The following is a 23,542-nucleotide window of genomic DNA, read 5'->3' on the forward strand; positions in this document are numbered from 1 at the left end:
CCTCTCGCGTCACCGCCGGGGCGGGTCAGGACATCTTCAGCGCCGCGGCCATCTTCGTCAGCTGGGCGAAGGAGGCGGTGCCCGCCACCACGGTCGTGGAGCCGGGGGTGTCCGCCAGCACCAGGGCGTCGTAGCGGCCGCCGGTGTAGTGCGTCCACGTGCGGTCGCCGATCTTCTCGGTCGCCTTCGTGGCCGTCCCGCCCTGGCTCGCGTCGCCGATGAAGTCCACCGGCTTCTGAGTCGACTGCTCGATCTGGACGTACTGACCGTCGGGGGTCTGGTACCCGAGGTGCCAGCGGTCGCCCTCCTCGCCCCGGAAACGGACCGAGGTGGCCTTCCAGTCGCCGGGCAGGCCCTCCGGCGCGGCCACCGGATAGGTCGCCGCGCGCCGGGCCGTCAGAAGCTCGACCCGGTAGTCGACCCGCTGGATGTCGGGAGCGTGATCGTCGTGCGGGACGAGCAGGTAGATGAAGCCCGCCGCGAGGCCGATCAGGGCCAGGGAGAGGATCATGTCCCGGACCGTCTTCTGCTTGCCGTTCGTGCCTGCCACGCCCCCTATCGTCGCAGGTGCCCGTCGCGCTCATCCGTGGGGTCCCCTGCTCATTCTGTCGACCTGGCGCTAGAGTCGACGGGAACCCTCATCCGGCCGTCGTCGTATCAGAAAGGTGCGCTCCGATGACCGAGCATCATCACTTGCCGACCGAACTCGATGTCCCCTCCGAGGCCCCCGACCGCAACCTCGCCCTGGAACTCGTCCGGGTGACCGAGGCCGCAGCACTGGCCGCGGGCCGCTGGGTGGGCCGCGGCGACAAGAACGGCGCCGACGGCGCCGCGGTACGCGCGATGCGGACCCTCGTCTCCACCGTGTCGATGAACGGCGTGGTCGTCATCGGGGAGGGCGAGAAGGACGAAGCCCCGATGCTCTTCAACGGAGAGCACATCGGTGACGGCACCGGCCCCGAGGTCGACATCGCCGTCGACCCGATCGACGGGACCACGCTGACCGCCAAGGGCATGCCCAACGCGATCGCCGTCCTGGCCGCCGCCGAGCGCGGCGCCATGTTCGACCCGTCCGCCGTCTTCTACATGGACAAGCTGGTCACGGGCCCGGAGGCGGCCGACTTCGTCGACATCGACGCGCCGGTCTCCGTCAACATCCGGCGGGTCGCAAAGGCCAAGCGCGCCACCCCCGAGGACGTGACCGTCGTCATCCTCGACCGGCCGCGGCACGCCGGGATCATCAAGGAGATCCGCGAGGCCGGCGCCCGCATCAAGCTCATCTCCGACGGAGACGTCGCCGGCTCGGTCTACGCGCTGCGCGAGGGCACCGGCGTCGACATGCTGCTGGGGATCGGCGGTACCCCCGAGGGCATCATCTCGGCGTGCGCCGTGAAGTGCCTGGGCGGGACCATCCAGGGCAAGCTGTGGCCCAAGGACGACGCGGAGCGGCAGCGGGCGATCGACGCCGGACACGACCTGGACCGGGTGCTGACCACCGAGGACCTGGTCACCGGCGAGAACGTGTTCTTCGTCGCCACCGGCATCACCGACGGCGAGCTGCTGCGCGGGGTGCGGTACCGGTCGGAGACCGCGCTGACCGAGTCCATCGTGATGCGGTCGAAGTCGGGGACGGTACGGAAGATCGACTCCGAGCACCGGCTGCGCAAGCTGCGGGCGTACAGCACCGTGGACGTCGACCGGGCGAAGTAGCGCCGGCGGGGAGGGACTGCCGACCGTTCGCGGCCGCCGCAGGTGCGATGCGGCTGGTCGCGCCCACGCGGCGGAGCCGCATGCCGGCACAGCCCCGCGCCCCTTCGGGGCACTGCTCGAAAGGCGCCCTCTGTGCGGAGAGGGCGCCTTCCGCTCAGCCCGCCTGCGCTATGCGCGTCGTCGCCGCCGCTCGTGCCGCCTTCTTCAGCTCCATGTCACGGCGCCTGCGCCGGGCCAGGACCACCCGGCGTTCCGCCGCGGTGAGACCGCCCCAGACGCCGTACGGCTCGGGCTGGAGCAGCGCGTGTTCGCGGCACTCGACCATCACCGGGCAGCGGGCGCAGACCCGCTTCGCCGCCTCCTCCCGGGAGAGCCTGGCGGCGGTGGGTTCCTTGGAGGGTGCGAAGAACAGGCCAGCCTCGTCGCGCCGGCACACCGCCTCGGTGTGCCAGGGTGCGTCTTGGTCCCTGTCCCGCACTGGCCCCCGCTGGGCCGGCACGGCAGCTACCTGCAGGGACGAATGCGGCGGTTGCAGCACGGTCTACTCCTGACGACGGCTTCGCGAGCGAGAGACGATGCAGCAAGGCCTACCCGCTGTACGCAGGCCTATGCACAGCGTCCCCAACAGCCGCGCCGGGGCGGCTTGTTCGCGACCCCGGGCGCCGCGCGCCGGGCCGTGATTCGCGTCCGTCAACGGTCCAGGTGTTTGCGCAACTTCCTGTCGACCTTGTCCTGAACCCGGTCCAGGATGTCCTCGATGAGCTTCCCGCGCTTCGGCCGCGCCTCCACGTTGCCCAGCACGGCCCAGCCCTCGACGTAGACGACCGGGGCGTCGGAGTCCACCGAGTCCCGCGTGTCCGCCTCGAAGTTGCCCAGCACACCGCCGCCGGTGCCGCGCAGGGACACGTTCTCCGGGACGCGGATCTGCACGTCCCCGAAGACCGAGAACGCCCTGATGACGACCTGCTGGTACTCGAAGATCGCCTCGGTGAGGTCGAGCTCGACGGAGCCGAAGACCGCGTAGGCGTGCAGCCGGCGGCCGGCCCGCCAGCGGCCCCGGCGGCGGGCGCTGCTGAAGACGGCCACCACGTTGCCGTCGGGCTCCACGGGGATCGCGCCGGGCGTCGGCCGCGGCGGCACCGGGGTGTAGGCGGGGGCGGGCCGGTGGGCGTGCGCCGCCGGCAGGTCCCGTATGAAGACCTCCAGCTCGCCCACCGTCTTGGCGCTCAGCACGCCCTCCACGCGCTCGGCGTGTTCGTCGGCGGTCAGGCGGCCCTCGGCGAGGGCCTCCCGCAGGATGTCGGCGATGCGGTCACGGTCGGCGTCCGAGGCGCGCAGCTCGGCGACCGGCGTCCCGGCGCGCTCCTGGGGGGTCTGCTTCTGAAGGTCCACGGCAGCAGAGTACCGAAACGCGATAGATCGCGACTAGAGGTGTGGACAACCTCGGGTGTGTCGAACTGAGCCTTACCTCACAAGCTCCGGGCCGGAGGCAGGTCCTACGCTGGAGAGCGCCCGCCGACGTCGACGGGCAGCCGTCCGTCAGAGTGAGGAATGGGCTGAGATGCCTGAGTTCGCGTACACCGATCTGCTCCCCCAGGGCGAGGACACCACCCCCTACCGGCTGGTGACCTCGGAGGGCGTGTCCACTGCCGAGGGACCGGACGGGCGGACGTTCCTCAAGGTGGAGCCGGAGGCGCTGCGCAAGCTGGCGGAAGAGGCGATCCACGACATCCAGCACTACCTGCGGCCCGCCCACCTCGCCCAGCTCCGCCGGATCATCGACGACCCGGAGGCGTCGGCCAACGACAAGTTCGTCGCGCTCGACCTGCTCAAGAACGCCAACATCGCGGCGGCCGGCGTACTGCCCATGTGCCAGGACACCGGCACCGCGATCGTCATGGGCAAGCGCGGCCAGAACGTGCTGACCGAGGGCGGCGACGAGGCGGCGCTCAGCCGCGGCATCTACGACGCCTACCTGAACCTCAACCTGCGCTACTCGCAGATGGCTCCGCTCACCATGTGGGAGGAGAAGAACACCGGCTCGAACCTGCCCGCCCAGATCGAGCTGTACGCGACCGACGGCGGCGCCTACAAGTTCCTCTTCATGGCGAAGGGCGGCGGCTCGGCCAACAAGTCGTTCCTCTACCAGGAGACGAAGGCCGTTCTGAACGAGGCCTCCATGATGAAGTTCCTGGAGGAGAAGATCCGCTCGCTCGGTACGGCCGCCTGCCCGCCGTACCACCTGGCGATCGTCGTCGGCGGCACGAGCGCCGAGTACGCGCTGAAGACCGCGAAGTACGCCTCCGCGCACTACCTGGACGAGATCCCGGCGGAGGGCTCCGAGCTCGGCCACGGCTTCCGGGACAAGGACCTGGAGCAGAAGGTCTTCGAGCTGACGCAGAAGATCGGGATCGGCGCGCAGTTCGGCGGCAAGTACTTCTGCCACGACGTGCGCGTGGTGCGGCTGCCCCGGCACGGCGCGTCCTGCCCGGTCGCCATCGCCGTCTCCTGCTCCGCGGACCGGCAGGCCGTCGCGAAGATCACCGCGGAGGGCGTCTTCCTGGAGCAGCTGGAGACGGACCCGGCGCGGTTCCTGCCGGAGACCACCGACGAGCACCTGGACGAGTCGTCGGACGTGGTGAAGATCGACCTGAACCAGCCGATGGACACGATCCTCGCCGAGCTGACGAAGTACCCGGTCAAGACGCGGCTCTCGCTCACCGGTCCGCTGGTCGTCGCCCGTGACATCGCGCACGCCAAGATCAAGGAGCGGCTCGACGCGGGCGAGGAGATGCCGCAGTACCTGAAGGACCACCCGGTGTACTACGCCGGTCCGGCCAAGACGCCCGAGGGCTACGCCTCGGGTTCCTTCGGCCCCACGACGGCCGGGCGCATGGACTCCTACGTGGAGCAGTTCCAGGCCGCCGGCGGCTCCAAGGTGATGCTCGCCAAGGGCAACCGCAGCAAGCAGGTCACCGACGCCTGCGCCGGCCATGGCGGCTTCTACCTCGGCTCCATCGGCGGTCCGGCCGCCCGGCTCGCCCAGGACTGCATCAAGAAGGTCGAGGTCGTCGAGTACGAGGAGCTCGGCATGGAGGCCGTCTGGAAGATCGAGGTCGAGGACTTCCCGGCGTTCGTCGTCGTGGACGACAAGGGCAACGACTTCTTCCAGGATCCCGCCCCGGCTCCGACGTTCACGACGATCCCGGTGCGCGGGCCCGGCCTCGCGTAACGGCTTCCGGGCGGCGGGGCGGGAGCGTCCGGCCTCGCGTAACGGCCTTCGGGGCGGTGGGGCGGGAGCGTCCGCACTCGCCGCCCCTGCCCGTTCGTCAGTAGGGCATGCAGCCGAACCAGTTCAGCCGGTCGCCGTCCTTGGTGTAGCCCATGCAGCTGATGGTCCGGTCGTGCCGTGTCGTGGTCCGGTCGACCGGTCCGTTCAGGTAGTCCGTCTTGTGGTGGGCCTCCACCAGGGTGTCGAACTCGACGCGGTACCAGTGCTTCCCGCTGGAGGTCACCTTGCAGCCGCGGCCGGTGATGTTGCGGCTGGGGTCGCCACTCCACACCGGCCGTTCGGCGCGGTCGCAGTGGGCGCGGTGGCTGTCGCCGCCGGCGGCCGCGGTGCCGGCTCCCGTGCCCAGCAGGGTCGCCGCGCCTATGGACACCGCCGCGATGGCGCCGAGCAGACCCTTGGGAGTGAAGTTCATCGGTTGGTCCTCCTGCCAGCCGTGGTGACGGCGGGGAATCGCCGTGTCACCTTGGGCAGATAGTCACACTTATCCGTGATGTCCTGCCTGCCGGCAGCGGGCTCCGTCCCCCGACCCGGTGACACCGGTGGTGCCAATGCAGCAGGCCCCGGAACAACCGCGGTACGCCGATCGCTGATACCGGCATGAGCGACTACCGCATCGAACACGACTCCATGGGCGAGGTCCGGGTCCCGGCGCACGCCAAGTGGCGGGCCCAGACGCAGCGGGCCGTCGAGAACTTCCCCGTCTCCGGACAGCGGATCGAGCGCGCGCACATCGAGGCGCTGGCCCGGATCAAGGGCGCGGCGGCCAAGGTGAACGCCGAGCTGGGGGTGGTCGACGAGGACATGGCCCGGGCGATCCAGGAGGCGGCCGCGGAGGTCGCCGAGGGGAAGTGGGACGACCAGTTCCCGGTGGACGTGTTCCAGACCGGGTCGGGGACCTCGTCCAACATGAACACCAACGAGGTGCTCGCGACGCTGGCGACCGAGCGGCTCGGGCGCGAGGTGCACCCCAACGACCACGTCAACGCCTCGCAGTCGTCGAACGACGTGTTTCCGTCGTCCATCCACATCGCCGCCACGGCCGCCGTCACCCGCGACCTGATCCCGGCCCTCGACCATCTGGCCGCGGCCCTGGAGCGCAAGTCCGCGGAGTTCGCCGACGTGGTGAAGTCCGGGCGGACCCATCTGATGGACGCCACCCCGGTGACCCTGGGGCAGGAGTTCGGCGGGTACGCGGCGCAGGTGCGGTACGGCGTGGAGCGGCTGCGGGCCTCGCTGCCCCGACTGGCCGAACTGCCGCTCGGCGGCACGGCGGTGGGAACCGGCATCAACACCCCGCCGGGGTTCTCCGCCGCGGTGATCGAGGAGGTCGCGCGGGTCACCGGCCTGCCGTTCACCGAGGCGCGCGACCACTTCGAGGCGCAGGGCGCCCGGGACGGGATCGTGGAGACCAGCGGGCAGCTGCGGACGATCGCGGTCGGCCTGACGAAGATCGCCAACGATCTGCGCTGGATGTCCTCGGGGCCGCGGACCGGGCTCGCCGAGATCGCGCTGCCGGATCTGCAGCCGGGCTCCTCGATCATGCCGGGCAAGGTCAACCCGGTGATCCCGGAGGCCGTCCTGATGGTGGCCGCCCAGGTCATCGGCAACGACCAGACCATCACGGTGGCCGGCGCGGCCGGGAACTTCGAGCTCAACGTGATGCTGCCGGTCATCGGCAAGAACGTGCTGGAGTCGGTCCGGCTGCTCGCCAACGTCACCCGGCTGCTCGCCGACCGGACCGTGGACGGCGTCACGGCGCACCGGGAGCGTGCCCGGGAGTACGCCGAGTCGTCCCCGTCGGTGGTCACGCCGCTCAACCGGTACATCGGGTACGAGGAGGCCGCCAAGGTGGCCAAGAAGGCGCTGGCGGAGCGCAAGACGATCCGCCAGGTGGTCGTCGAGGGCGGGTACGTCGAAAGGGGCGACCTGACCGCCGCGCAGCTGGACGAGGCGCTGGATGTCCTGCGGATGACACGGCCGTAACCGCGTGCGAACGATTCGCGCCGCCCGGCCAGAACCGTGACGTCCACCGCAGCGTCGTATGCCTGTGGCACCTAATATCTGTGCATGGCAGACGGTGGAGCGGTGAGACGCGTGACGCGCGGGGAAACGGGCGGTGCGACCGGTGGTGCGGCCGGGTTCTGGGCTCCGGGGAGCCAGATCCTGTGGCGGTACCGGGAGAACGCCGGGCCCGGTTTCCACATCGCGCGCCCCGTCACCGTCGTCCGGGACGACGAGGAGCTGCTGGCCGTGTGGCTGGCGCCCGGCACCGAGTGCGTCAGGCCCGTGTTCGCCGACGGCGGCCGGGTCGCCGAGGAGCCGCTGGAGACCCGGTACACCAAGCCGCGCACCGTCCGGCGCGGCCACTGGTTCGGCACCGGGGTTCTGAAGCTGGCCCGGCCCGGCCGGCCCTGGTCGGTGTGGCTGTTCTGGGAACCGGGCTGGCAGTTCAAGAACTGGTACGTCAACCTCGAACAGCCACTGTCCCGTTGGGACGGCGGGGTGGACTCGGAGGATCACTTCCTGGACATCTCCGTGGATCCCGACCGCAGTTGGCGCTGGCTCGACGAGGACGAGTTCGCCCAGGCGCAGCGGGACGGCCTGATGGACGCGGAGACGGCCGAGCGGGTGCGGGCGGCGGGCGCGGCCGCGGTGGCCTCCGTACGGGCCTGGGAGCCGCCGTTCTCGGACGGCTGGCAGCACTGGCGCCCGGATCCGGCGTGGGCGGTACCGTCGCTGCCGGAGGACTGGGACCGTACGCCCGCGCACGTGTCCACATGAGACCCTTGATGCGCCCCCGGTGCACAACCGTAGGATCGTCCTCCGCAAGGGCGCGTTGAGCACAACTCCCGGAGTCTTCATCCGGGCTGACCGAACGTCACCGAGGGGCGGCAGGACGTGAGCGAGGGGTACGAGGGCAGCACCGGCGAGCGGGGCGCGACCCGTAGATCGTCCGGCGGTGACACGGAGACGGCCGCCCGCCACGCCGGAAATCCGTTCCTGGGACACGCAATCCGGGTATCGGAGTTTCGGCGGGACCACCTGCGTGCCCGGCGCGCAGCCCCGGACGGACGGATTCGACACGCGTGACGGAGCAGCCCACGTCCTACGAGCGCCCACAGCCGGGCGCCGACCCCGCGGAGACCCGCGGGGCGCTGCTGCGTACCCCGCAGCCGCAGGCCCGTCCGCTCGGCGCCACCGCCTTACCGCCGCAGGCCCGCGCGGAGGAGACGCCCTCCGGTCCCGGTACCAGTACGTCCAAGGAGCACTCCGTCAACGGCCCCGAGCACGCCCAGCCCACCAGCGCTGAGCCCGATCCGCACCGGCCGCGCCCCACGCCGGAGGGCATTCCGCCGCAGCCCGGCGCCGACCAGGAACGGTCGGCGGGCTCGGCCGCCCAGGAGCGCCGTACCGGACGCGGCCTGCCGCCCGGGCGGCCCATGCCGATGCGCCGGGACGGCGACCGGCTGCGCTTCGTCGGCGCCGCCACCCGCCGGATCGCCCGCGGCATGGACCTGGACGAGATCGTGATGGGGCTGTGCCGGGCGACCGTGCCGACCTTCTCGGACGCGATCCTGGTCTATCTGCGCGACCCGCTGCCGGTCGGCGACGAGCGGCCGGTCGGCCCGGTGGTGCTGCGGCTGCGCCGTACCGACCGGATCCCCGAGGACCGGGACACCGACGGTTTTCCGCCGCTGCCCGTCCCGGAGCCGGACGCGGCCGACATCGGCCTGGCCGCGCTCACGGCCGAGCTGTGCGAGGTCCGGCCGGGCGGGGCGCTCAACGAGGTGCTGCGGGGCGTACGGCCGGTCTTCGCCGACTCCCCCGCCGCCCGCTCGGCGCTGCCCGAACTGCTCGGCGCGGGCGCCGAGGCGCTCGTACCCGGCGGACAGCACGCGATCCTCGCGCCGCTGCGCGGCCGGCGCCGGGTGATCGGCGCCGCGCTGTTCCTGCGCCGCCCGGAGCGGCTCGCCTTCGAGGCGGACGACCTGCTGGTCGCCGCCCAGCTGGCCACGCACAGCGCGCTCGGCATCGACAAGGCGGTGCTGTACGGCCGGGAGGCCTACATCGCCGACGAGCTGCAGCGGACCATGCTGCCGGAGCACCTGCCGAGCGCCACCGGCGTACGGCTGGCCTCGCGCTACCTGCCCGCGGCGGAGACCGCGCGGGTCGGCGGCGACTGGTACGACGCGATCCCGCTGCCGGGCAGCCGGGTGGCGCTGGTGGTGGGCGACGTCATGGGGCACTCGATGACGTCGGCGGCCATCATGGGCCAGCTGCGCACCACCGCGCAGACGCTGGCGGGTCTGGACCTGCCGCCGCAGGAGGTGCTGCACCACCTGGACGAGCAGGCGCAGCGGCTGGGCACCGACCGGATGGCGACCTGCCTGTACGCGGTCTACGACCCGGTGTCGCACCGCATCACCATCGCCAACGCGGGCCATCCGCCGCCGGTCCTGCTGCACCTGGGCGGTCATGCCGAGGTGCTGCGGGTGCCGGCGGGGGCACCGATCGGGGTCGGCGGGGTCGACTTCGAGGCGGTGGAGCTGGACGCGCCGGCCGGGGCGACGCTGCTGCTGTACACCGACGGTCTCGTGGAGTCCCGGCTGCGGGACGTGTGGACCGGGATAGAGCAGCTGCGGGAGAAGCTCGCCGCGACCGCGCAGCTGACCGGGCCGGACCATCCGCCGCCGCTGGAAGCGCTGTGCGACGAGGTGCTCGACATGCTCGGGCCCGGTGACCGCGACGACGACATCGCGCTGCTCGCGGCCCGGTTCGACGGGATCGCGCCGAGCGACGTGGCGTACTGGTTCCTGGAGCCGGAGGACGCGGCGCCCGGGCGGGCCCGGCGGCTGGCCCGGCGGGCGCTGGCGCGCTGGGGGCTGGAGGAGCTGAGCGACTCCGTGGAGCTGCTGGTCAGCGAGGTCGTGACCAACGCGGTGCGGTACGCGTCGCGGCCGGTGACGCTGCGGCTGCTGCGGACCGACGTGCTGCGCTGCGAAGTCGGCGACGACGTGCCGCAGTTGCCGCGGCTGCGGCAGGCCCGGGCGACGGACGAGGGCGGCCGGGGACTGTACCTGCTGAACCGGCTGGCCCGGCGCTGGGGGGCGACCCGGCTGAGCACCGGCAAGGTCGTCTGGTTCGAACTGAACCGGTAGCGCCGCCGGCCGGTGGTGGCTTGTCGCGCAGTTCCCCGCGCCCCTTTCAGGGGCGTCGGCCGCAGCGCCCTCAAGGGGCGCGGGGAACTGCGCGAACGGCCCCCACCGGGCCCGCGGCCGGACGACTACTGGAAGTCGTCCGCCGCCGGATCCAGCGGGTTGTCGGTGATGCCGCCCGTCGGGGACTGGCTCGGCGAGTTCGACGGCGTGTTGGACGGCGGCGGTGCCGACGTCGTCGCGCTCTGGCTCGGCGTGTTCGACGGCGTGTTGGACGGCGGCGCGGACTTCGTCGGGGTCTGGCTCGGGGTCTGCGACGGCGTCTCGGACGGGGTCGCGGACTTCGACGGGGTCAGCGTGGGCTGGACGGCCGCGCCCAGGTCGGTGTTCAGGTCGAACTTCTGCTTCTTCGTGACACCGAAGGTGTACGTCGCCCAGATCTGCGCCGGGTAACCGCCACCGTTGATACGGCCGGTGCCGGGGATCAGACCGGTGGCGCCGGTGAGGGACACCTGGCTGTGCTTCTTGTAGTCCTCACCGAACAGACCGACCGACGTCACCAGGTCGGGCGTGTAGCCGGTGAACCAGGCCGACTTGTTGTTGTCGGAGGTACCCGTCTTGCCGGCCACCTGCTGGCCCTTGCGCAGCGGGTTCTGGGCGACGGACACCTTGGCCGTACCGTCGTCGACCACGCCGGTCAGGACCGAGGTCACCTGGTCGGCGGCGCTCATGCTGATCACCGGGTCGCCGACCGGGTCCGGCGGATCGACCCTGCGGCCGGTCTTCTCCGCCGACGCGAGGATGGTCGGGGTGACCTTCTTGCCGTGGTTGTCGAGGGTGGCGTACACCCCGGCCATCTCCAGCGGGCTGGCGCCCATGCTGCCCAGGGTCTGCGCGGGCACCGCCGGCAGGTTCGTGGTGTCCAGGCCGAGGTCGTCGGCGGCCTTCATCACGTTCTTCATGCCGACGTCGACGCCCATCTGCGCGAACACCGAGTTGACGGACTTGTTCATCGCCGTCTGCACGGTGATGTCGCCGTAGTCGGCGTTGTCCTCGTTCGGCGGCGAGAAGGCGATGTCGCTGCCCTTGACCGGGCGGCGGCTGGTGCCGTCGTAGACCGTGTTGGCGTTGATCTCCTTGCCGTCCTGCGTCTTGGCGTTCTGGTCCAGGGCCGCGGCGAGGATGATCGGCTTGAAGGTGGAGGCCGGCTGGTAGTCGGCGCGGGTGGCGTTGTTCGTGTAGTGCTTGTAGTAGTCGATGCCGCCGTACAGGGCGACGATCCTGCCCGTCTTCGGGTCGACGGAGACGGCGCCGGCCTGGACGTTCTTGTCGACCGTCCGCTTCTTGCCGTCGAGCTTGCCGGTGAGCTGGCTCTTGACGGCCGCCTCCAGCTTGGCCTGCCGCTTCGGGTCGATGTTGAGGGTGATCGTCCAGCCCTGGTCCACGACCTGGGCCTCCGCCTCGGAGCGGGTGAGGCCCTGGGTCTTCATCAGCTGGTTCTCCAGCTGGGTGTTGGCCAGTTCGACCAGGTAGCCCTTCTGGCCCTCCAGTCCGGAGGCGGCCTTCGGCTCCTTGGGCTTGGGGAACGTCATGCCGTCACGCTTGGTCTTGTCCAGCCAGCCCTGGCCGACCATGTTGTTCAGGGTGTAGTTCCACCGGTCCACCACCAGCTTCTTGCCGATGGGGCCCGCCACCGCCCAGTCGTACTGGCTGGGCGCCTGGAGCAGCGCGGCCAGGTAGGCGCCCTGTTCGACCGTGAGGTCCTGGGCGTCGACGCGGTAGTAGGCCTGGGCGGCGGCCTGGATGCCGTAGGCGCCCCGGCCGTAGTAGCTGGTGTTGATGTAGCCCGCGAGGATGTCGTCCTTGGACTTCTCGCGGTCCACCTTCAGGGAGATGACCAGTTCCTTCAGCTTGCGCGTGACGGTCTGGTTCTGGTCCAGGTAGTAGTTCTTGACGTACTGCTGGGTGATCGTCGAACCGCCCTGGGTGCCGCGGCCGCGCGCGGTGTTGTAGAGGCCGCGGGCCATGCCCTTCAGGTCGATGCCGTTGTCGCTGTAGAACGACTTGTTCTCCGCGGCGACGAAGGTGTGCTGGACGTCCTTCGGGACCTTGGAGAGGTCCACGATCTCGCGGTTGACGGTGCCCTTGCGGGCCAGGACCGAGCCGTCGCTGTACTTGTAGACGTTGCTCTGCGTCTGCGCGAGGGAGTTGCCCGCGGGGACCGACACCATCATGTACAGCACGATGAAGCCGCCGATGCCGAGCAGGCAGAAGGCGAAGAAGGTGCCGAGCATCTTCTTCCAGGTGAACAGCCGGCGTATCCGGCCCTTGGCGGGCTTGCCGCCCTTGGCGGAGCTCCCCTTGGCGGAGTTCCCCTTCGCGGCGGCCTTGCGGCGTTCCGCGCGGGTGCCGCCCTCGGCCTGGGAGGGCCCGACGGCCGTCGTGGTGCCGCCCGGGGACTCGAGTATCTCGGGTGCCCCGGGTGCGGCCGGCGGCGACGAGCGGCGCTCGGGCGCGGCGCGGCGGCCGCCGCGCTGACGCGCTTTTCTCTCTTCCGCTCGTCCCATGAGTCCGTCTGCTCCGCTTCGTCTCGGCTGTCACACGTGTGTACGGGTGTCACACAAGTACGTGGCTCAGGTCAGCTCAGAAAGCTAACACCGCTCTCTATGACAAAGAGCAGACGATCCGCCCTATACGGACGTGACAATCAGCACCCCGCTCCAACGGAACCGACGAGCGAGAGACGCCCAGGGTTGCCTGGAGGAACAAAGTGATATCACTTGGATAGAAGGAAGCTAGACGGTGCACGTCACCGCCGCCCGTCGTCCACTCAGTCACCAAGGGGGAAACCATGTCCGCTCACGACTCCTCGACGGCCGCCGACATACCCGAGATGCCGGCTCCGCGGGTACGGGAGTTCGCAGCGCACAGCATCAGCGGCGGACTCGCCCTGCTGCTGGGCCTGCTGGGCCTCGCCGCCGCCGTCGCGCTGTTCGCGGCCGCCTCCGTGAACGCCGGCTTCGCCGTCGGAGGCGTCGTCGTCTTCCTGGCGGCCGTCATCGCGATGCGCGGCCTGAACACGGTGGCGCCGGGCGAGGCACGGGTAGTGCAGCTCTTCGGGCGGTACCGGGGCACGATCCGGCAGGACGGGCTGCGCTGGGTCAACCCCTTCACCGCGCGCACGAAGATCTCCACCCGGGTCCGCAACCACGAGACCGCCGTGCTCAAGGTCAACGACGCCTACGGCAACCCGATCGAGCTCGCCGCGGTCGTCGTCTGGAAGGTCGAGGACACCGCACGGGCCGTCTTCGAGGTGGACGACTACACGAAGTTCGTCGCGACGCAGACCGAGACCGCCGTACGGCACATCGCCATCGAGTACCCGTACGACGCGCACGACGAGGACGGGCTGTCGCTGCGCGGCAACGCCGAGGAGATCACCGAGAAGCTGGCCGTCGAGCTCCAGGCGCGGGTGGAGGCGGCCGGGGTGCGGGTCGTGGAGTCACGTTTCACGCACCTCGCGTACGCGCCCGAGATCGCCTCGGCGATGCTCCAGCGGCAGCAGGCCGGCGCGGTGGTGGCCGCGCGGCGGCAGATCGTCGACGGCGCGGTGGGCATGGTGGAGGCGGCACTCGCGCGGATCGCGGAGCAGGACATCGTGGAGCTGGACGAGGAGCGCAAGGCGGCGATGGTGTCCAACCTGATGGTGGTGCTCTGCGGGGACCGGGCCCCGCAGCCGGTGCTGAACACCGGGACGCTGTACCAGTGACGGACTCGCCCGAGGAGGCGCCGCGGCGTCGGCCGCAGCAGCGCAAGCAGGTGCTGCTGCGGCTGGACCCGGCCGTGTACGAGGCGCTGGCGCGCTGGGCCGGGGACGAGTTGCGGTCGGCCAACGCGCAGATCGAGTTCCTGCTGCGGCGCGCCCTCGCCGAGGCCGGGCGGCTCCCCGGCGAGACGGGCCCCCTCCCCCGCCGCGGCCGCCCCCCGGCCGGCCCCGCCCCCGACTCTCCGGGACCGGAGCCGGGGCAGCCCCGCGCCCGGTGACACCGCGCTGTCGCACAACCGTGACAAACGGCCCCCACCTGCACGTCCACACCGGCGGCCATGATCTACACACGGTGCGTATACATAGGGCGTATACACCGTGTGTAGAGTGCGTTTCATGTCCATTGGCCACACCCTCCTGGGGATCCTGGAGTCCGGCCCGCGCCACGGTTACGACCTGAAGCGGGCCTTCGACGAGAAGTTCGGTCACGACCGGCCGCTGCACTACGGCCAGGTCTACTCGACGATGTCCCGCCTGCTGAAGAACGGTCTGGTGGAGGTCGACGGCATCGAGGCCGGCGGCGGCCCCGAGCGCAAGCGGTACGCCATCACCGACGCGGGCGTCACCGACGTCGAGAAGTGGCTGGCGACTCCGGAGAAGCCGGAGGAGTACCTCCAGTCGACCCTGTACACCAAGGTCGTGCTCGCCCTGCTGACCCACCGCGACGCCGGCGACGTCCTCGACAGCCAGCGCTCCGAGCACCTGCGCAGCATGCGCATCCTCACCGACCGCAAGCGCCGGGGCGACCTCGCCGACCAGCTCGTCTGCGACCACGCCCTGTTCCACCTGGAGGCCGACCTGCGGTGGCTCGAGCTCACCGCCGCCCGCCTCGACAAGCTCCGCACGGAGGTGACCAAGTGACCGCTCCCGCCGGCTCACTGCTCGCGGCCGAGGACCTGCGCAAGGCCTACGGCCCCACGCTCGCGCTCGACGGCGCCGGGTTCTCCATACATCCGGGCGAGGTCGTCGCCGTGATGGGACCGTCCGGCTCCGGCAAGTCGACCCTCCTGCACTGTCTCGCCGGGATCGTGCAGCCCGACTCGGGCTCGATCCTCTACGCCGGGCGCGAGATGGCCACCATGAACGACACCCAGCGCAGCGCCCTGCGCCGCAGCGAGTTCGGGTTCGTCTTCCAGTTCGGCCAGCTGGTCCCCGAGCTGACGTGCGTGGAGAACGTGGCGCTGCCGCTGCGGCTGAACGGCACCTCCCGCAAGGAGGCCGAACAGACCGCGCTCGGCTGGATGCAGAAGCTGGAGGTCGACGACCTGAGCCGCAAGCGGCCCGGCGAGGTCTCCGGCGGCCAGGGGCAGCGGGTCGCGGTGGCCCGGGCACTGGTGACCAAGCCCCGGGTGCTGTTCGCCGACGAACCCACCGGCGCGCTGGACTCCCTGAACGGCGAGCGCGTGATGGAGCTGCTGACGGAAGCGGCGCGCTCCACCAACGCGGCCGTCGTCCTCGTCACCCACGAGGCCCGGGTGGCCGCCTACTCGGACCGCGAGATCGTCGTACGCGACGGCAGGTCCAGGGACATGGAGCGGGCGGTATGAACGTCAGGCAGTGGTCCAGGGACCTGGGTCTGGGGGTCCGGTTCGCCTTCGGAGGCGGACGCGAGGGCTGGTTCCGGGCTACGCTGACGGCCATCGGGGTGGGCCTCGGAGTGGCTCTGCTGCTCCTCACCACGGCCCTCCCGAGCGCGCTGGCCGTGCGCCACCAGCGCGATGTGGCGCGGGCGGACTACACGTACGTCTACGACCACATGAAGGCCGGCGAGAAGACGTTCGTCGTCGCCGACATCGAGACCCCCTACCACGGCAAGGACATCCGCGGCCGGATGATCCAGCGCGAGGGCGCGAAGGCACCGGTTCCGCCCGGGCTCAGCGCCTACCCGGCCGACGGCGCCATGGCCGTCTCGCCCGCGCTGAAGCGGCTGCTCGACTCCCCCGACGGCGCACTGCTGCGCGCCCGGCTGCCGTACCGGATCACCGCCACCATCGCGGAGAGCGGACTCACCGGCTCGCAGGAACTCGCCTACTACGCGGGCTCCGACAGCCTCGCCGACCACATCGATCCGCCGAACGTCGCCCGGATCGACCACTTCGGCAGCCCGAGGTCGCCGGACGCGGAGACCGACCCGGTCCTGACCCTGCTGGTCCTCGTGGTGTTCGTGGTGCTGCTGATGCCGGTCGCCGTGTTCGTCGCGGCCGCCGTCCGTTTCGGCGGCGAGCGCCGCGACCGGCGGCTGGCCGCGCTGCGGCTGGTCGGCTCCGACGGCCGGATGGTACGGCGGATCGCGGCCGGCGAGGCGATGGCGGGCGCGCTGCTCGGCCTGGTCTTCGGCATCGGCTTCTTCCTGCTCGGCCGCCAGTTCGCGGGCAACGCCGAGGTGTTCGGCACCAGTGTGTTCCCGAGCTACCTCAACCCCTCGCCGCTGCTGGCCGCGCTGGTGGCCGTCACCGTCCCGGCGGCGGCCGTGCTGGTGACCATGTTCACCCTGCGCGGGGTGGTCATCGAACCGCTCGGCGTGGTGCGGACGGCGAAGCCCCGACGGCGCCGGCTGTGGTGGCGGCTGCTGCTGCCGGTGGCCGGTCTGGCCGCGCTCTACCCGATGATCGGACAGGGCCGCACCAACGGCGACTTCAACGAGTACCTGGTCACCGGCGGTGTCCTGCTGCTCCTGGTCGGTATCACCGCCCTGCTGCCGTGGGTCGTCGAAGCGGTCGTGGCACGGCTCGGCCGGGGCGCGGTGGCCTGGCAACTGGCGGTACGCCGACTCCAGTTGAGCAGCGGCACGGCCGCACGCCTGGTGAACGGCATCGCGGTGGCGGTGGCCGGCGCGATCGCCCTCCAGATGCTGTTCTCCGGCGTCCAGGCCGACTACACCAAGCTGACCGGCAACGACCTCACCCGCGCCCAGATGGAGGTCCAGGTGCCGAACGGCGTCCCGGTGCCCGAGGTGGCCAAGGCCATGTCCGGTACCAAGGGCGTGCTCAAGGTGGTCTCGATCGCCGACGGCCAGGCGGGCGACCGCAGGAAGGAGCCGCAGCAGACCGCCTCGGTGAGCGTCGGCAGCTGCGCCTCGCTGCGCGAGGTGGCGACCCTCCCGTCCTGCCACGACGGCGACTCGTTCGTACTCAAGGGCTCCGACGCCGACTCCGAGACGACGAAGCTGCTGACGGCCGGCGAGAGGCACGGCCGGACGCTCTACCTCAACCCCGCCTACGACGGCGAGGACAACCGTCCCGTCAGCCCGTGGACGGTACCGGCCGGGCTCAAGCAGGCACAGAGCCGCGAGGACCCCACCGGCTACAAGCGCAGCGGCTTCCTGCTCACCCCGGGCGCGCTGCCGCACGGTGCCAGCACCGCGGTGCAGGGCGTCGTCTACCTGTCCATGGACTCCGCGGTCCGTGACGCCAACGAGTACGTGATCAACACGGCGGTCCGGATCGACCCGCTGATGCAGGCGCAGACGCTGACCACGTTCGAGCGGGACGGCGAGTTCGACTCCATCCGCAACGGGCTGTTCGTCGGCGCCGCCGCCGTGCTGTCGCTGATCGGGGCGAGCCTGCTGGTCGGTCAGCTGGAGCAGCTGCGCGAGCGCAAGAAGCTGCTGTCGGCGCTGGTCGCCTTCGGCACCAGGCGCCGCACGCTGAGCCTGTCGGTGCTGTGGCAGACGGCGATCCCGGTCGGGCTCGGTCTGGTGCTGGCCGGTGTGGTGGGCCTGACGCTCGGCACGGTCCTGCTGAAGATGGTCGGCTCCACGGTCCGGGTGGACTGGCCCGGCGTGGCGGCGATGGCCGGCTTCGGCGCCGCGGTCGTCCTCGCGGTGACACTGCTGAGCCTGCCGCCGCTGCTGCGCCTGATGCGCCCGGACGGCCTGCGGACGGAGTAGCGGTCCGCCGGCCGGAGGTCCCGGCCGGCCGTGGCGCTGGACGCGGAGGCCGTGCTCACCGAGGTCGAGTGGGCACCGCCGCCCCGTGGACCCCGCTCGTCTCAGTGAGCGGGGTCCTCCGCGTTCCCGGATCCCACGTCGGCCCGGACGCCCGCCGTGTCCCCGGTGTCCTCGGCGGTCACCGACGTCTCGGACGCCGGTTCGGCCGGTTCCTCGCCCTCGTACCGTTCGCGCGAGTACTGGTGCAGATAGCTGACCACCGTGTTCGTCACCGCCACCAGCGGCACGGCGACCACCGCGCCGCCGATGCCGGCGACCATGCCGCCGGCCGCGACCGTGAGGACCACCGCGAGCGGATGGACGCGGACCGCGCGGCCGAGGATGAACGGCTGCAGGATGTGGCCCTCGATCTGCTGGACCGCCAGGACGACGACGAGGGTCATGACCGCGGTGAAGACGCCCTGGGTGACGAGCGCGACCACCACCGCGAGGGCGCCCGAGGCGACGGCACCGACCAGCGGGATGAACGAGAACAGGAAGATGAACACGGCGAGCGGGACGGCCATCGGGACGTCCAGGAAGTAGATGCCCAGGCCGATGCAGATGGCGTCGATGAGCGCGACCAGGACCGTGCCGCGGACGTACGCGGTGAGCGTGCGCCAGGCGCGCGGGCCGGCCCCGGCCACTCCCTCGCGGGCGGCGGCGGGCACCAGCTTGAGGAACCACTGCCAGATCCGCGCGCCGTCGTAGAGCAGGAAGAGCGTGGAGAAGAAGACCAGCAGGATGCCGGTCAGGGCCTCCACGACGACCTGGACGCCCTCCAGGCCGAACGAGGTGATCTGGTCGGTGTTGGCGCCGATCGCCTCGCGGAGGTTCTTGGCGATCTGGTTGATCTGTTTGTCGGTGACGTGGAAGGGCCCCTTGAGCAGCCAGTCCCGCAGGTCGTCGATGCCGTTCTGGACCTGGTCGGAGAGCGTGTCGACGTTCTCCATGACCTGCCAGGTCACGAACCAGCCCATCAGGCCGATCACCACGAACCCGGAGATGGCGGTGAGCGCGGTGGCGGGGCCGCGGGGCATCCCGTAACGGCACAGCCGCGCGACCGTGGGCTGCAGCAGCGCGGTGACGAGCAGCGCGATGACGAAGGCGAACACCACGAGTTGGACGGCGCTGATGACCCGCATCAGGATCCAGACCGTGCCGGCCAGCACCAGCAGCCGCCAGCCGGCCTCGGCGGCGACCCGCACCCCCCAGGGGATGGCCGTGACCGGGTCGGGGCGTGGCACGGGCTTGCGAACGGGCCGGGGGGCGGCGGCGGGCGCCGGTTCGGGAGCGGAAGCGGCCTGGGCGGGTACCACGGGCGGTTCCGGCTCGGCGAGCTCGCGCTCCACCTCGGCCCGGCGCTCGTCCAACCGCTCGCCCATCTCGCTCAGTCCGGCGCCGAGCCTGCCGAGCCAGTGGGGCACTCGCGACATGTTCCGCTCTCTTTCCCCGTGTCTCCGGGTGCTCCTCACCTGCTCACCCCTGGAGTCGTTCGATCCGACCGTACAGGGCGACAGCCCCTCCCCCTAGGACGGGGAGGGGCTGTCGAAGGTTGAGAGAAGCCGAGCGGCCTCTAGTACCAGCTGTTGGCCTGCCAGAACGACCAGGCCTGGCAGGGGCTGCCGTACCGGGAGTTCATGTAGTTCAGGCCCCACTTGATCTGGGTGGCCGGGTTGGTCTGCCAGTCGGCGCCCACGGAGGACATCTTGGAGCCGGGCAGCGCCTGGAAGAGACCGTAGGCACCGGAGGAGGCGTTGACCGCCTGGTAGTTCCAGCCGGACTCGTGGCTCACGATGTTGCTGAAGCACTGGAACTGGCCGCTGGCGACCATCTGCTGCGCCATCGCCTGGATCTGCGACACGGAGTACGAGCTCTGGACCGCGAAGGTGACAGAGGAGCGGCTGGCCGCTTCCTTCGCCTCGGCGCGCTCCTTGGCTTCCTTCGCCGCCTGCTCGGCCTCGGCCTTCTTGGCGGTCGCGGCCTTGGCCGCCGCCACCCGGGCCGCCTGCTCGGCGTCCTTCTTGGCACTCGCGTCGGCCTGGATGGCCACGGCGTCGGCCTGCTGCGTCAGGGACGCGGTCTGCACCGTCGCCTGCTGACCCGCGGGGATGTCCGCGAGAAGCGTGGCGTCGGCTGCCGTCGCCTCAGCGTCGTTGGGCTGTGCGACGCTGCCCGAGGCAACACCGACAACGCTTCCGACGGCGGTGACCGCGGTGGCCGAGGCCACTGCGAATCCCCGGACCGAAATCCGGCTCACACGGTTTCCTTCCAGCATCGTCCGCTTCGGTGACCCTGGCGGACGCAATCGTTCCCCTGACGCTGGCCTCCCAACTGCGGGGTCACGGGAGGCACGGGCCCGTCGGGCGGCTCCCCGGGGGGAACGCCGTGTGATGCTCGGGCGGCATACGACGTCGCTATGGAATTAGCCGTGGTGCTTCTGTGTTGCCGTACCGCTGGGGGTACAGGTGTGTCGTATGCGGGGCCTGACAGGACTGAGACTCTGCCGTAACCCGACGCCGGGTGGCAATTCCGAGTTGCGTGTGAAAGCTCACATCCCGTTTCCCCCAGGGGATTTCAGGAAACCCACACGCGCGAAGGCGCCGCCCGGCTAGGGTCATGGCCTTTGCCGGACGGCGCCAACGAGTGGGTAATCAACCCAAGTCGGTCACTTGGATCAGATGCGTCAGAGGTGTCCGTCCTCCAGCATTTCGGTCACAAGGGCGGCGATCTGGGACCTCTCGGACCGGGTGAGGGTGACGTGCGCGAAGAGCGGATGCCCCTTCAGCTTCTCCACCACCGCGACCACGCCGTCGTACCGGCCCACCCGGAGGTTGTCCCGCTGGGCGACGTCATGGGTCAGAACCACCCTCGAATTCGCACCGATCCGGGACAGAACGGTCAGCAGGACGTTCCGTTCCAGCGACTGGGCCTCGTCCACGATCACGAACGCGTCGTGCAGGGAGCGGCCGCGGATGTGGGTGAGCGGCAGCACCTCCAGCATCCCGCGTGCGGTGACCTCCTCGATGACGTCACGGCTGGTGACCGCCGAAAGGGTGTCGAAGACCGCCTGCGCCCAGGGGCTCATCTTCTCGGACTCGGAGCCGGGCAGATAGCCCAGCTCCTGCCCGCCGACCGCGTACAGCGGACGGAAGACCATCACCTTCTTGTGCTGGCGGCGCTCCAGGACCGCCTCCAGACCCGCGCACAGCGCCAGCGCCGACTTGCCGGTGCCGGCCCGGCCGCCCATGGACACGATCCCGACGTCCGGGTCGAGCAGCAGATCGAGCGCGATGCGCTGTTCGGCGCTGCGGCCCTTGATGCCGAACGCCTCCCGGTCGCCGCGCACCACCCGGACGTTGCCGTCGGCCGTCACCCGGCCGAGTGCCTTGCCACGCTCGGACTGGATGGTCAGGCCGGTGTGCACGGGGAGGTCGGACGCCTCCGGGACGTACACGTGCCCTTCCTCGAAGAGGATGTCCACCTGTTCGCCGGAGAGCGTCAGTTCGGACATTCCGGTCCAGCCCGAGGCGCCCGTGATGGCGAGCTCGGCGCGGTACTCCTCGGCCAGCAGGCCGACCGACGACGCCTTGATCCTGAGCGGGAGGTCCTTCGAGACGACGGTGACGTCGTATCCCTCGGCCTGCAGGTTGCGGGCCACCGCGAGGATGCGGGAGTCGTTGTCCCCCAGGCGGTAGCCGCTGGGCAGCACGCTGGGGTCCGAGTGATTGAGCTCGACACGGATCGTGCCGCCGAGATCCCCGATCGGGATGGGCGCGTCCAGACGGCCGTGCCGGACCCGGTAGTCGTCGAGCAGGCGCAGGGCCTGCCGGGCGAAGTAGCCGAGTTCGGGATGGTGCCGTTTGGCCTCCAGTTCCGTGACCACCACGATCGGAAGCACGACCTCGTGCTCGTCGAAGCGGGTCATGGCATTGGGGTCGGCCAGCAGGACGCTGGTGTCGAGAACATAGGTGCGCCGGTCGGACTTGCGGCGCGTTGTGCTGGTCACCACGGAAGGACGTACCCCCTCGGATGAGGTCGGGGAGCGACGAAGAGGAGCTGGACCGGTTGACGGCCACCCTGCACGGGCCGAAAACCGGCCCCCCGCTGCTTCTTCCGTGCCGTGACCGCACGGTAGGGCTGGTGCAAAGGGCCTCCCGGGCGGACGACCCCGAGTCGCCCGCTGAGATCCGATGCCCGTGGTTCGGGCATCGACCTGCTTGCCTTATGCCCTCGAACATGCGCCGCCATGCCACGGTCTGCGACGACGCGCAGGTGAACTCCGTGTTACTGGCGCCCCGAGACGGGTGATTCACGCCTCATGGGTGCGGTGGGGTCGTCCGCCGTGGCGGGGAGGTCGTCCAGCGTGACGACGGTGACGGGAGTCGTATGCCGCGCCGGCGTCCGCCGTCACGAACACGTCACCCGCCGTAGCGGCGGTGGCGGGCCGCGTAGTCCCGCAGCGCGCGCAGGAAGTCGACCTTGCGGAACGCGGGCCAGAAGACCTCGCAGAAGTAGTACTCGGCGTGCGCGGTCTGCCAGAGCATGAATCCGGACAGCCGCTGCTCGCCACTGGTGCGGATCACCAGGTCCGGATCGGGCTGGGCGCCGGTGTAGAGGTGCCGGCCGATCGCGTCGACGGTGACGGAGTCGGCGAGGTCCTCCATCGCGACGCCCTTGTCGTGGGCGTCGAGGATCATCGAGCGGACGGCGTCGGCGATCTCCTGACGGCCGCCGTAGCCGATGGCGACGTTCACCAGTATTCCGTCGACGTGCGCGGTGGCCTCCTCGGCCTCCTTGAGCGCGTTCTGCATCGGGGAGGGCAGCAGGTCGGGGGTGCCGACGTGGTGGACCCGCCAGCGGCCGTCGGCGGCGAGGGTGCGCACCACGTCCTCGATGATGCCGAGGAGGGGGACCAACTCCTCCTTGGCGCGGTCGAAGTTGTCCGTGGAGAGCAGCCAGAGGGTGACGACCTCGACGTCGGTCTCGGAGCACCAGCCGAGGAATTCCTCGATCTTCTCGGCGCCGGCCCGGTGGCCGTGCACGGTGCTGGAGCCGGCGGCCTTCGCCCAGCGGCGGTTGCCGTCCATGATGACGCCGATGTGCTTGGGCACCTGAGCGTGGTCCAGGTGGCCTTCCACCCGGCGTGCGTAGAGCCTGACGAGCAGGCCGCGCAGCTTGTCGCGCAGGTTCACTTGAATCCGCCCCTCGTGTCTCGCTGCGGGGTTCCGCGGGCCGAAGCCTACCCCTCCGGGAGTTGAGGCGGACGAAGCGGGGAGGGGCCGCCGGGGGGTCAGGAGCCGGTGCGTACCAATGCGTTCCGGTGCGTCGCGGTGCGGTCGGGTGCGGTCGGGTGCGTGCCGATACGCGTGCCGATACGCGTGCGGACCGGGCGCGGGGCGGGGCGGGTTCGAGGCGCGTACGGCGCCGAGTGCGGCGGGGAGGGTTCCGCGGGGGCGACTCGGTGCGTGGGAAGAAAAAACGGGCCGGTCCGTGGGGGGGGAGACGGACCGGCCCGAGGGGGGGCTTCCACCATAACCCTTTGTAAGTGATGCTGCGTGCATCGGCGTGCCACAACTACTCTCCGCAGTCGCCCGGCGACGCCCGGAGGGGCTGGAAACGCTGGATCC

19 protein-coding genes are annotated in these 23,542 nt (G+C 70.8%); 10 read left to right on the plus strand and 9 right to left on the minus strand.

The window, feature by feature from the left end:
- Window positions 1-25 precede the first annotated feature (25 nt).
- Window positions 26-550: a DUF4245 domain-containing protein gene (locus tag ACFY3I_RS11445; protein ID WP_390860380.1), complete on the minus strand. Its 525-nt coding sequence runs from the start codon at window positions 548-550 to the stop codon at window positions 26-28.
- A 125-nt stretch (window positions 551-675) separates the two neighbouring features.
- On the opposite strand from ACFY3I_RS11445, the gene glpX reads away from it, so the two are divergent.
- Entirely contained in the window at window positions 676-1,710 is a 1,035-nt protein-coding gene (gene glpX / locus ACFY3I_RS11450; protein WP_390860381.1) for a class II fructose-bisphosphatase, read from the plus strand.
- Between the two features lie 154 nt (window positions 1,711-1,864).
- Here the strand turns inward: glpX and ACFY3I_RS11455 are convergent, their stop codons facing one another.
- Window positions 1,865-2,248 (minus strand): WhiB family transcriptional regulator, encoded by a 384-nt coding sequence (locus ACFY3I_RS11455; protein WP_365293970.1) that lies wholly within the window; start codon window positions 2,246-2,248, stop codon window positions 1,865-1,867.
- A gap of 152 nt (window positions 2,249-2,400) precedes the next feature.
- Window positions 2,401-3,102, minus strand: coding sequence for a DUF1707 domain-containing protein (locus ACFY3I_RS11460; protein WP_390860382.1), 702 nt, complete (start codon window positions 3,100-3,102; stop codon window positions 2,401-2,403).
- 169 nt (window positions 3,103-3,271) lie between these two features.
- Here ACFY3I_RS11460 and ACFY3I_RS11465 point away from each other — a divergent pair, with 169 nt between their 5' ends.
- On the plus strand, window positions 3,272-4,942 hold the full coding sequence (locus ACFY3I_RS11465; RefSeq protein WP_390860383.1) for a fumarate hydratase: 1,671 nt from the start codon (window positions 3,272-3,274) through the stop codon (window positions 4,940-4,942).
- 97 nt (window positions 4,943-5,039) lie between these two features.
- Here ACFY3I_RS11465 and ACFY3I_RS11470 read toward each other — a convergent pair whose 3' ends face one another.
- Window positions 5,040-5,414: a hypothetical protein gene (locus ACFY3I_RS11470; protein ID WP_390860384.1), complete on the minus strand. Its 375-nt coding sequence runs from the start codon at window positions 5,412-5,414 to the stop codon at window positions 5,040-5,042.
- 185 nt (window positions 5,415-5,599) lie between these two features.
- Here ACFY3I_RS11470 and ACFY3I_RS11475 point away from each other — a divergent pair, with 185 nt between their 5' ends.
- The 3 genes from ACFY3I_RS11475 (at window position 5,600) to ACFY3I_RS11485 (ending at window position 10,161) form a co-directional block, all read left to right on the plus strand.
- Window positions 5,600-6,985 (plus strand): class II fumarate hydratase, encoded by a 1,386-nt coding sequence (locus ACFY3I_RS11475; protein WP_390860385.1) that lies wholly within the window; start codon window positions 5,600-5,602, stop codon window positions 6,983-6,985.
- An 84-nt stretch (window positions 6,986-7,069) separates the two neighbouring features.
- Window positions 7,070-7,783 carry a DUF402 domain-containing protein gene (locus ACFY3I_RS11480; RefSeq protein ID WP_390860386.1) on the plus strand — a complete coding sequence of 238 codons (714 nt, stop codon included), beginning with the start codon at window positions 7,070-7,072 and terminating at the stop codon, window positions 7,781-7,783.
- 305 nt (window positions 7,784-8,088) lie between these two features.
- The gene (locus ACFY3I_RS11485) at window positions 8,089-10,161 is read left to right on the plus strand and encodes a SpoIIE family protein phosphatase (protein WP_390860387.1); all 2,073 of its coding nucleotides are present in this window, start codon (window positions 8,089-8,091) and stop codon (window positions 10,159-10,161) included.
- Window positions 10,162-10,286: 125 nt separating this feature from the next.
- Here ACFY3I_RS11485 and ACFY3I_RS11490 read toward each other — a convergent pair whose 3' ends face one another.
- On the minus strand, window positions 10,287-12,725 hold the full coding sequence (locus ACFY3I_RS11490; protein ID WP_390860388.1) for a transglycosylase domain-containing protein: 2,439 nt from the start codon (window positions 12,723-12,725) through the stop codon (window positions 10,287-10,289).
- A 284-nt stretch (window positions 12,726-13,009) separates the two neighbouring features.
- Here ACFY3I_RS11490 and ACFY3I_RS11495 point away from each other — a divergent pair, with 284 nt between their 5' ends.
- From ACFY3I_RS11495 to ACFY3I_RS11515, 5 genes are all read left to right on the plus strand, one after another.
- Window positions 13,010-13,927: an SPFH domain-containing protein gene (locus ACFY3I_RS11495; RefSeq protein WP_390860389.1), complete on the plus strand. Its 918-nt coding sequence runs from the start codon at window positions 13,010-13,012 to the stop codon at window positions 13,925-13,927.
- Window positions 13,924-14,202: a hypothetical protein gene (locus tag ACFY3I_RS11500; RefSeq protein WP_365293951.1), complete on the plus strand. Its 279-nt coding sequence runs from the start codon at window positions 13,924-13,926 to the stop codon at window positions 14,200-14,202. The genes ACFY3I_RS11495 and ACFY3I_RS11500 overlap by 4 nt, the downstream gene beginning before the upstream one ends.
- A gap of 118 nt (window positions 14,203-14,320) precedes the next feature.
- Window positions 14,321-14,845, plus strand: coding sequence for a PadR family transcriptional regulator (locus tag ACFY3I_RS11505; RefSeq protein ID WP_365293949.1), 525 nt, complete (start codon window positions 14,321-14,323; stop codon window positions 14,843-14,845).
- A complete protein-coding gene (locus ACFY3I_RS11510) occupies window positions 14,842-15,531 on the plus strand; it encodes an ABC transporter ATP-binding protein (RefSeq protein WP_365293947.1) in 690 nt (229 codons plus the stop codon). Before ACFY3I_RS11505 ends, ACFY3I_RS11510 begins: the two co-directional genes overlap by 4 nt.
- Window positions 15,528-17,873: an ABC transporter permease gene (locus tag ACFY3I_RS11515; RefSeq protein ID WP_390860390.1), complete on the plus strand. Its 2,346-nt coding sequence runs from the start codon at window positions 15,528-15,530 to the stop codon at window positions 17,871-17,873. The genes ACFY3I_RS11510 and ACFY3I_RS11515 overlap by 4 nt, the downstream gene beginning before the upstream one ends.
- 101 nt (window positions 17,874-17,974) lie before the next feature.
- Here ACFY3I_RS11515 and ACFY3I_RS11520 read toward each other — a convergent pair whose 3' ends face one another.
- The 4 genes from ACFY3I_RS11520 to ACFY3I_RS11535 all read right to left on the minus strand — a co-directional run bounded on the left by ACFY3I_RS11520 (window position 17,975) and on the right by ACFY3I_RS11535 (window position 23,107).
- On the minus strand, window positions 17,975-19,348 hold the full coding sequence (locus ACFY3I_RS11520; RefSeq protein ID WP_390860391.1) for an AI-2E family transporter: 1,374 nt from the start codon (window positions 19,346-19,348) through the stop codon (window positions 17,975-17,977).
- A gap of 140 nt (window positions 19,349-19,488) precedes the next feature.
- Complete coding sequence (locus tag ACFY3I_RS11525; protein ID WP_365293941.1) at window positions 19,489-20,172, minus strand: transglycosylase SLT domain-containing protein; 684 nt, start codon at window positions 20,170-20,172, stop codon at window positions 19,489-19,491.
- A gap of 426 nt (window positions 20,173-20,598) precedes the next feature.
- Entirely contained in the window at window positions 20,599-21,924 is a 1,326-nt protein-coding gene (locus ACFY3I_RS11530; RefSeq protein WP_365293939.1) for a PhoH family protein, read from the minus strand.
- Window positions 21,925-22,333: 409 nt separating this feature from the next.
- A complete protein-coding gene (locus tag ACFY3I_RS11535; RefSeq protein ID WP_390860392.1) occupies window positions 22,334-23,107 on the minus strand; it encodes an isoprenyl transferase in 774 nt (257 codons plus the stop codon).
- Window positions 23,108-23,542 lie beyond the last annotated feature (435 nt).

Source organism: Streptomyces sp. NPDC001068 (genome assembly GCF_042897315.1).
Taxonomy (GTDB): domain Bacteria; phylum Actinomycetota; class Actinomycetes; order Streptomycetales; family Streptomycetaceae; genus Streptomyces.

Excerpts from the sequence above, each read along its gene's own strand:
- ACFY3I_RS11480 (WP_390860386.1), top strand. The coding sequence starts at position 7,070 with ATGGCAGACGGTGGAGCGGTGAGACGCGTGACGCGCGGGGAAACGGGC.
- ACFY3I_RS11495 (WP_390860389.1), top strand. The coding sequence starts at position 13,010 with ATGTCCGCTCACGACTCCTCGACGGCCGCCGACATACCCGAGATGCCG.
- ACFY3I_RS11475 (WP_390860385.1), top strand. The coding sequence starts at position 5,600 with ATGAGCGACTACCGCATCGAACACGACTCCATGGGCGAGGTCCGGGTC.
- ACFY3I_RS11505 (WP_365293949.1), top strand. The coding sequence starts at position 14,321 with ATGTCCATTGGCCACACCCTCCTGGGGATCCTGGAGTCCGGCCCGCGC.
- ACFY3I_RS11470 (WP_390860384.1), bottom strand. The coding sequence starts at position 5,414 with ATGAACTTCACTCCCAAGGGTCTGCTCGGCGCCATCGCGGCGGTGTCC.
- ACFY3I_RS11520 (WP_390860391.1), bottom strand. The coding sequence starts at position 19,348 with ATGTCGCGAGTGCCCCACTGGCTCGGCAGGCTCGGCGCCGGACTGAGC.
- ACFY3I_RS11515 (WP_390860390.1), top strand. The coding sequence starts at position 15,528 with ATGAACGTCAGGCAGTGGTCCAGGGACCTGGGTCTGGGGGTCCGGTTC.
- ACFY3I_RS11465 (WP_390860383.1), top strand. The coding sequence starts at position 3,272 with ATGCCTGAGTTCGCGTACACCGATCTGCTCCCCCAGGGCGAGGACACC.
- ACFY3I_RS11490 (WP_390860388.1), bottom strand. The coding sequence starts at position 12,725 with ATGGGACGAGCGGAAGAGAGAAAAGCGCGTCAGCGCGGCGGCCGCCGC.
- glpX (WP_390860381.1), top strand. The coding sequence starts at position 676 with ATGACCGAGCATCATCACTTGCCGACCGAACTCGATGTCCCCTCCGAG.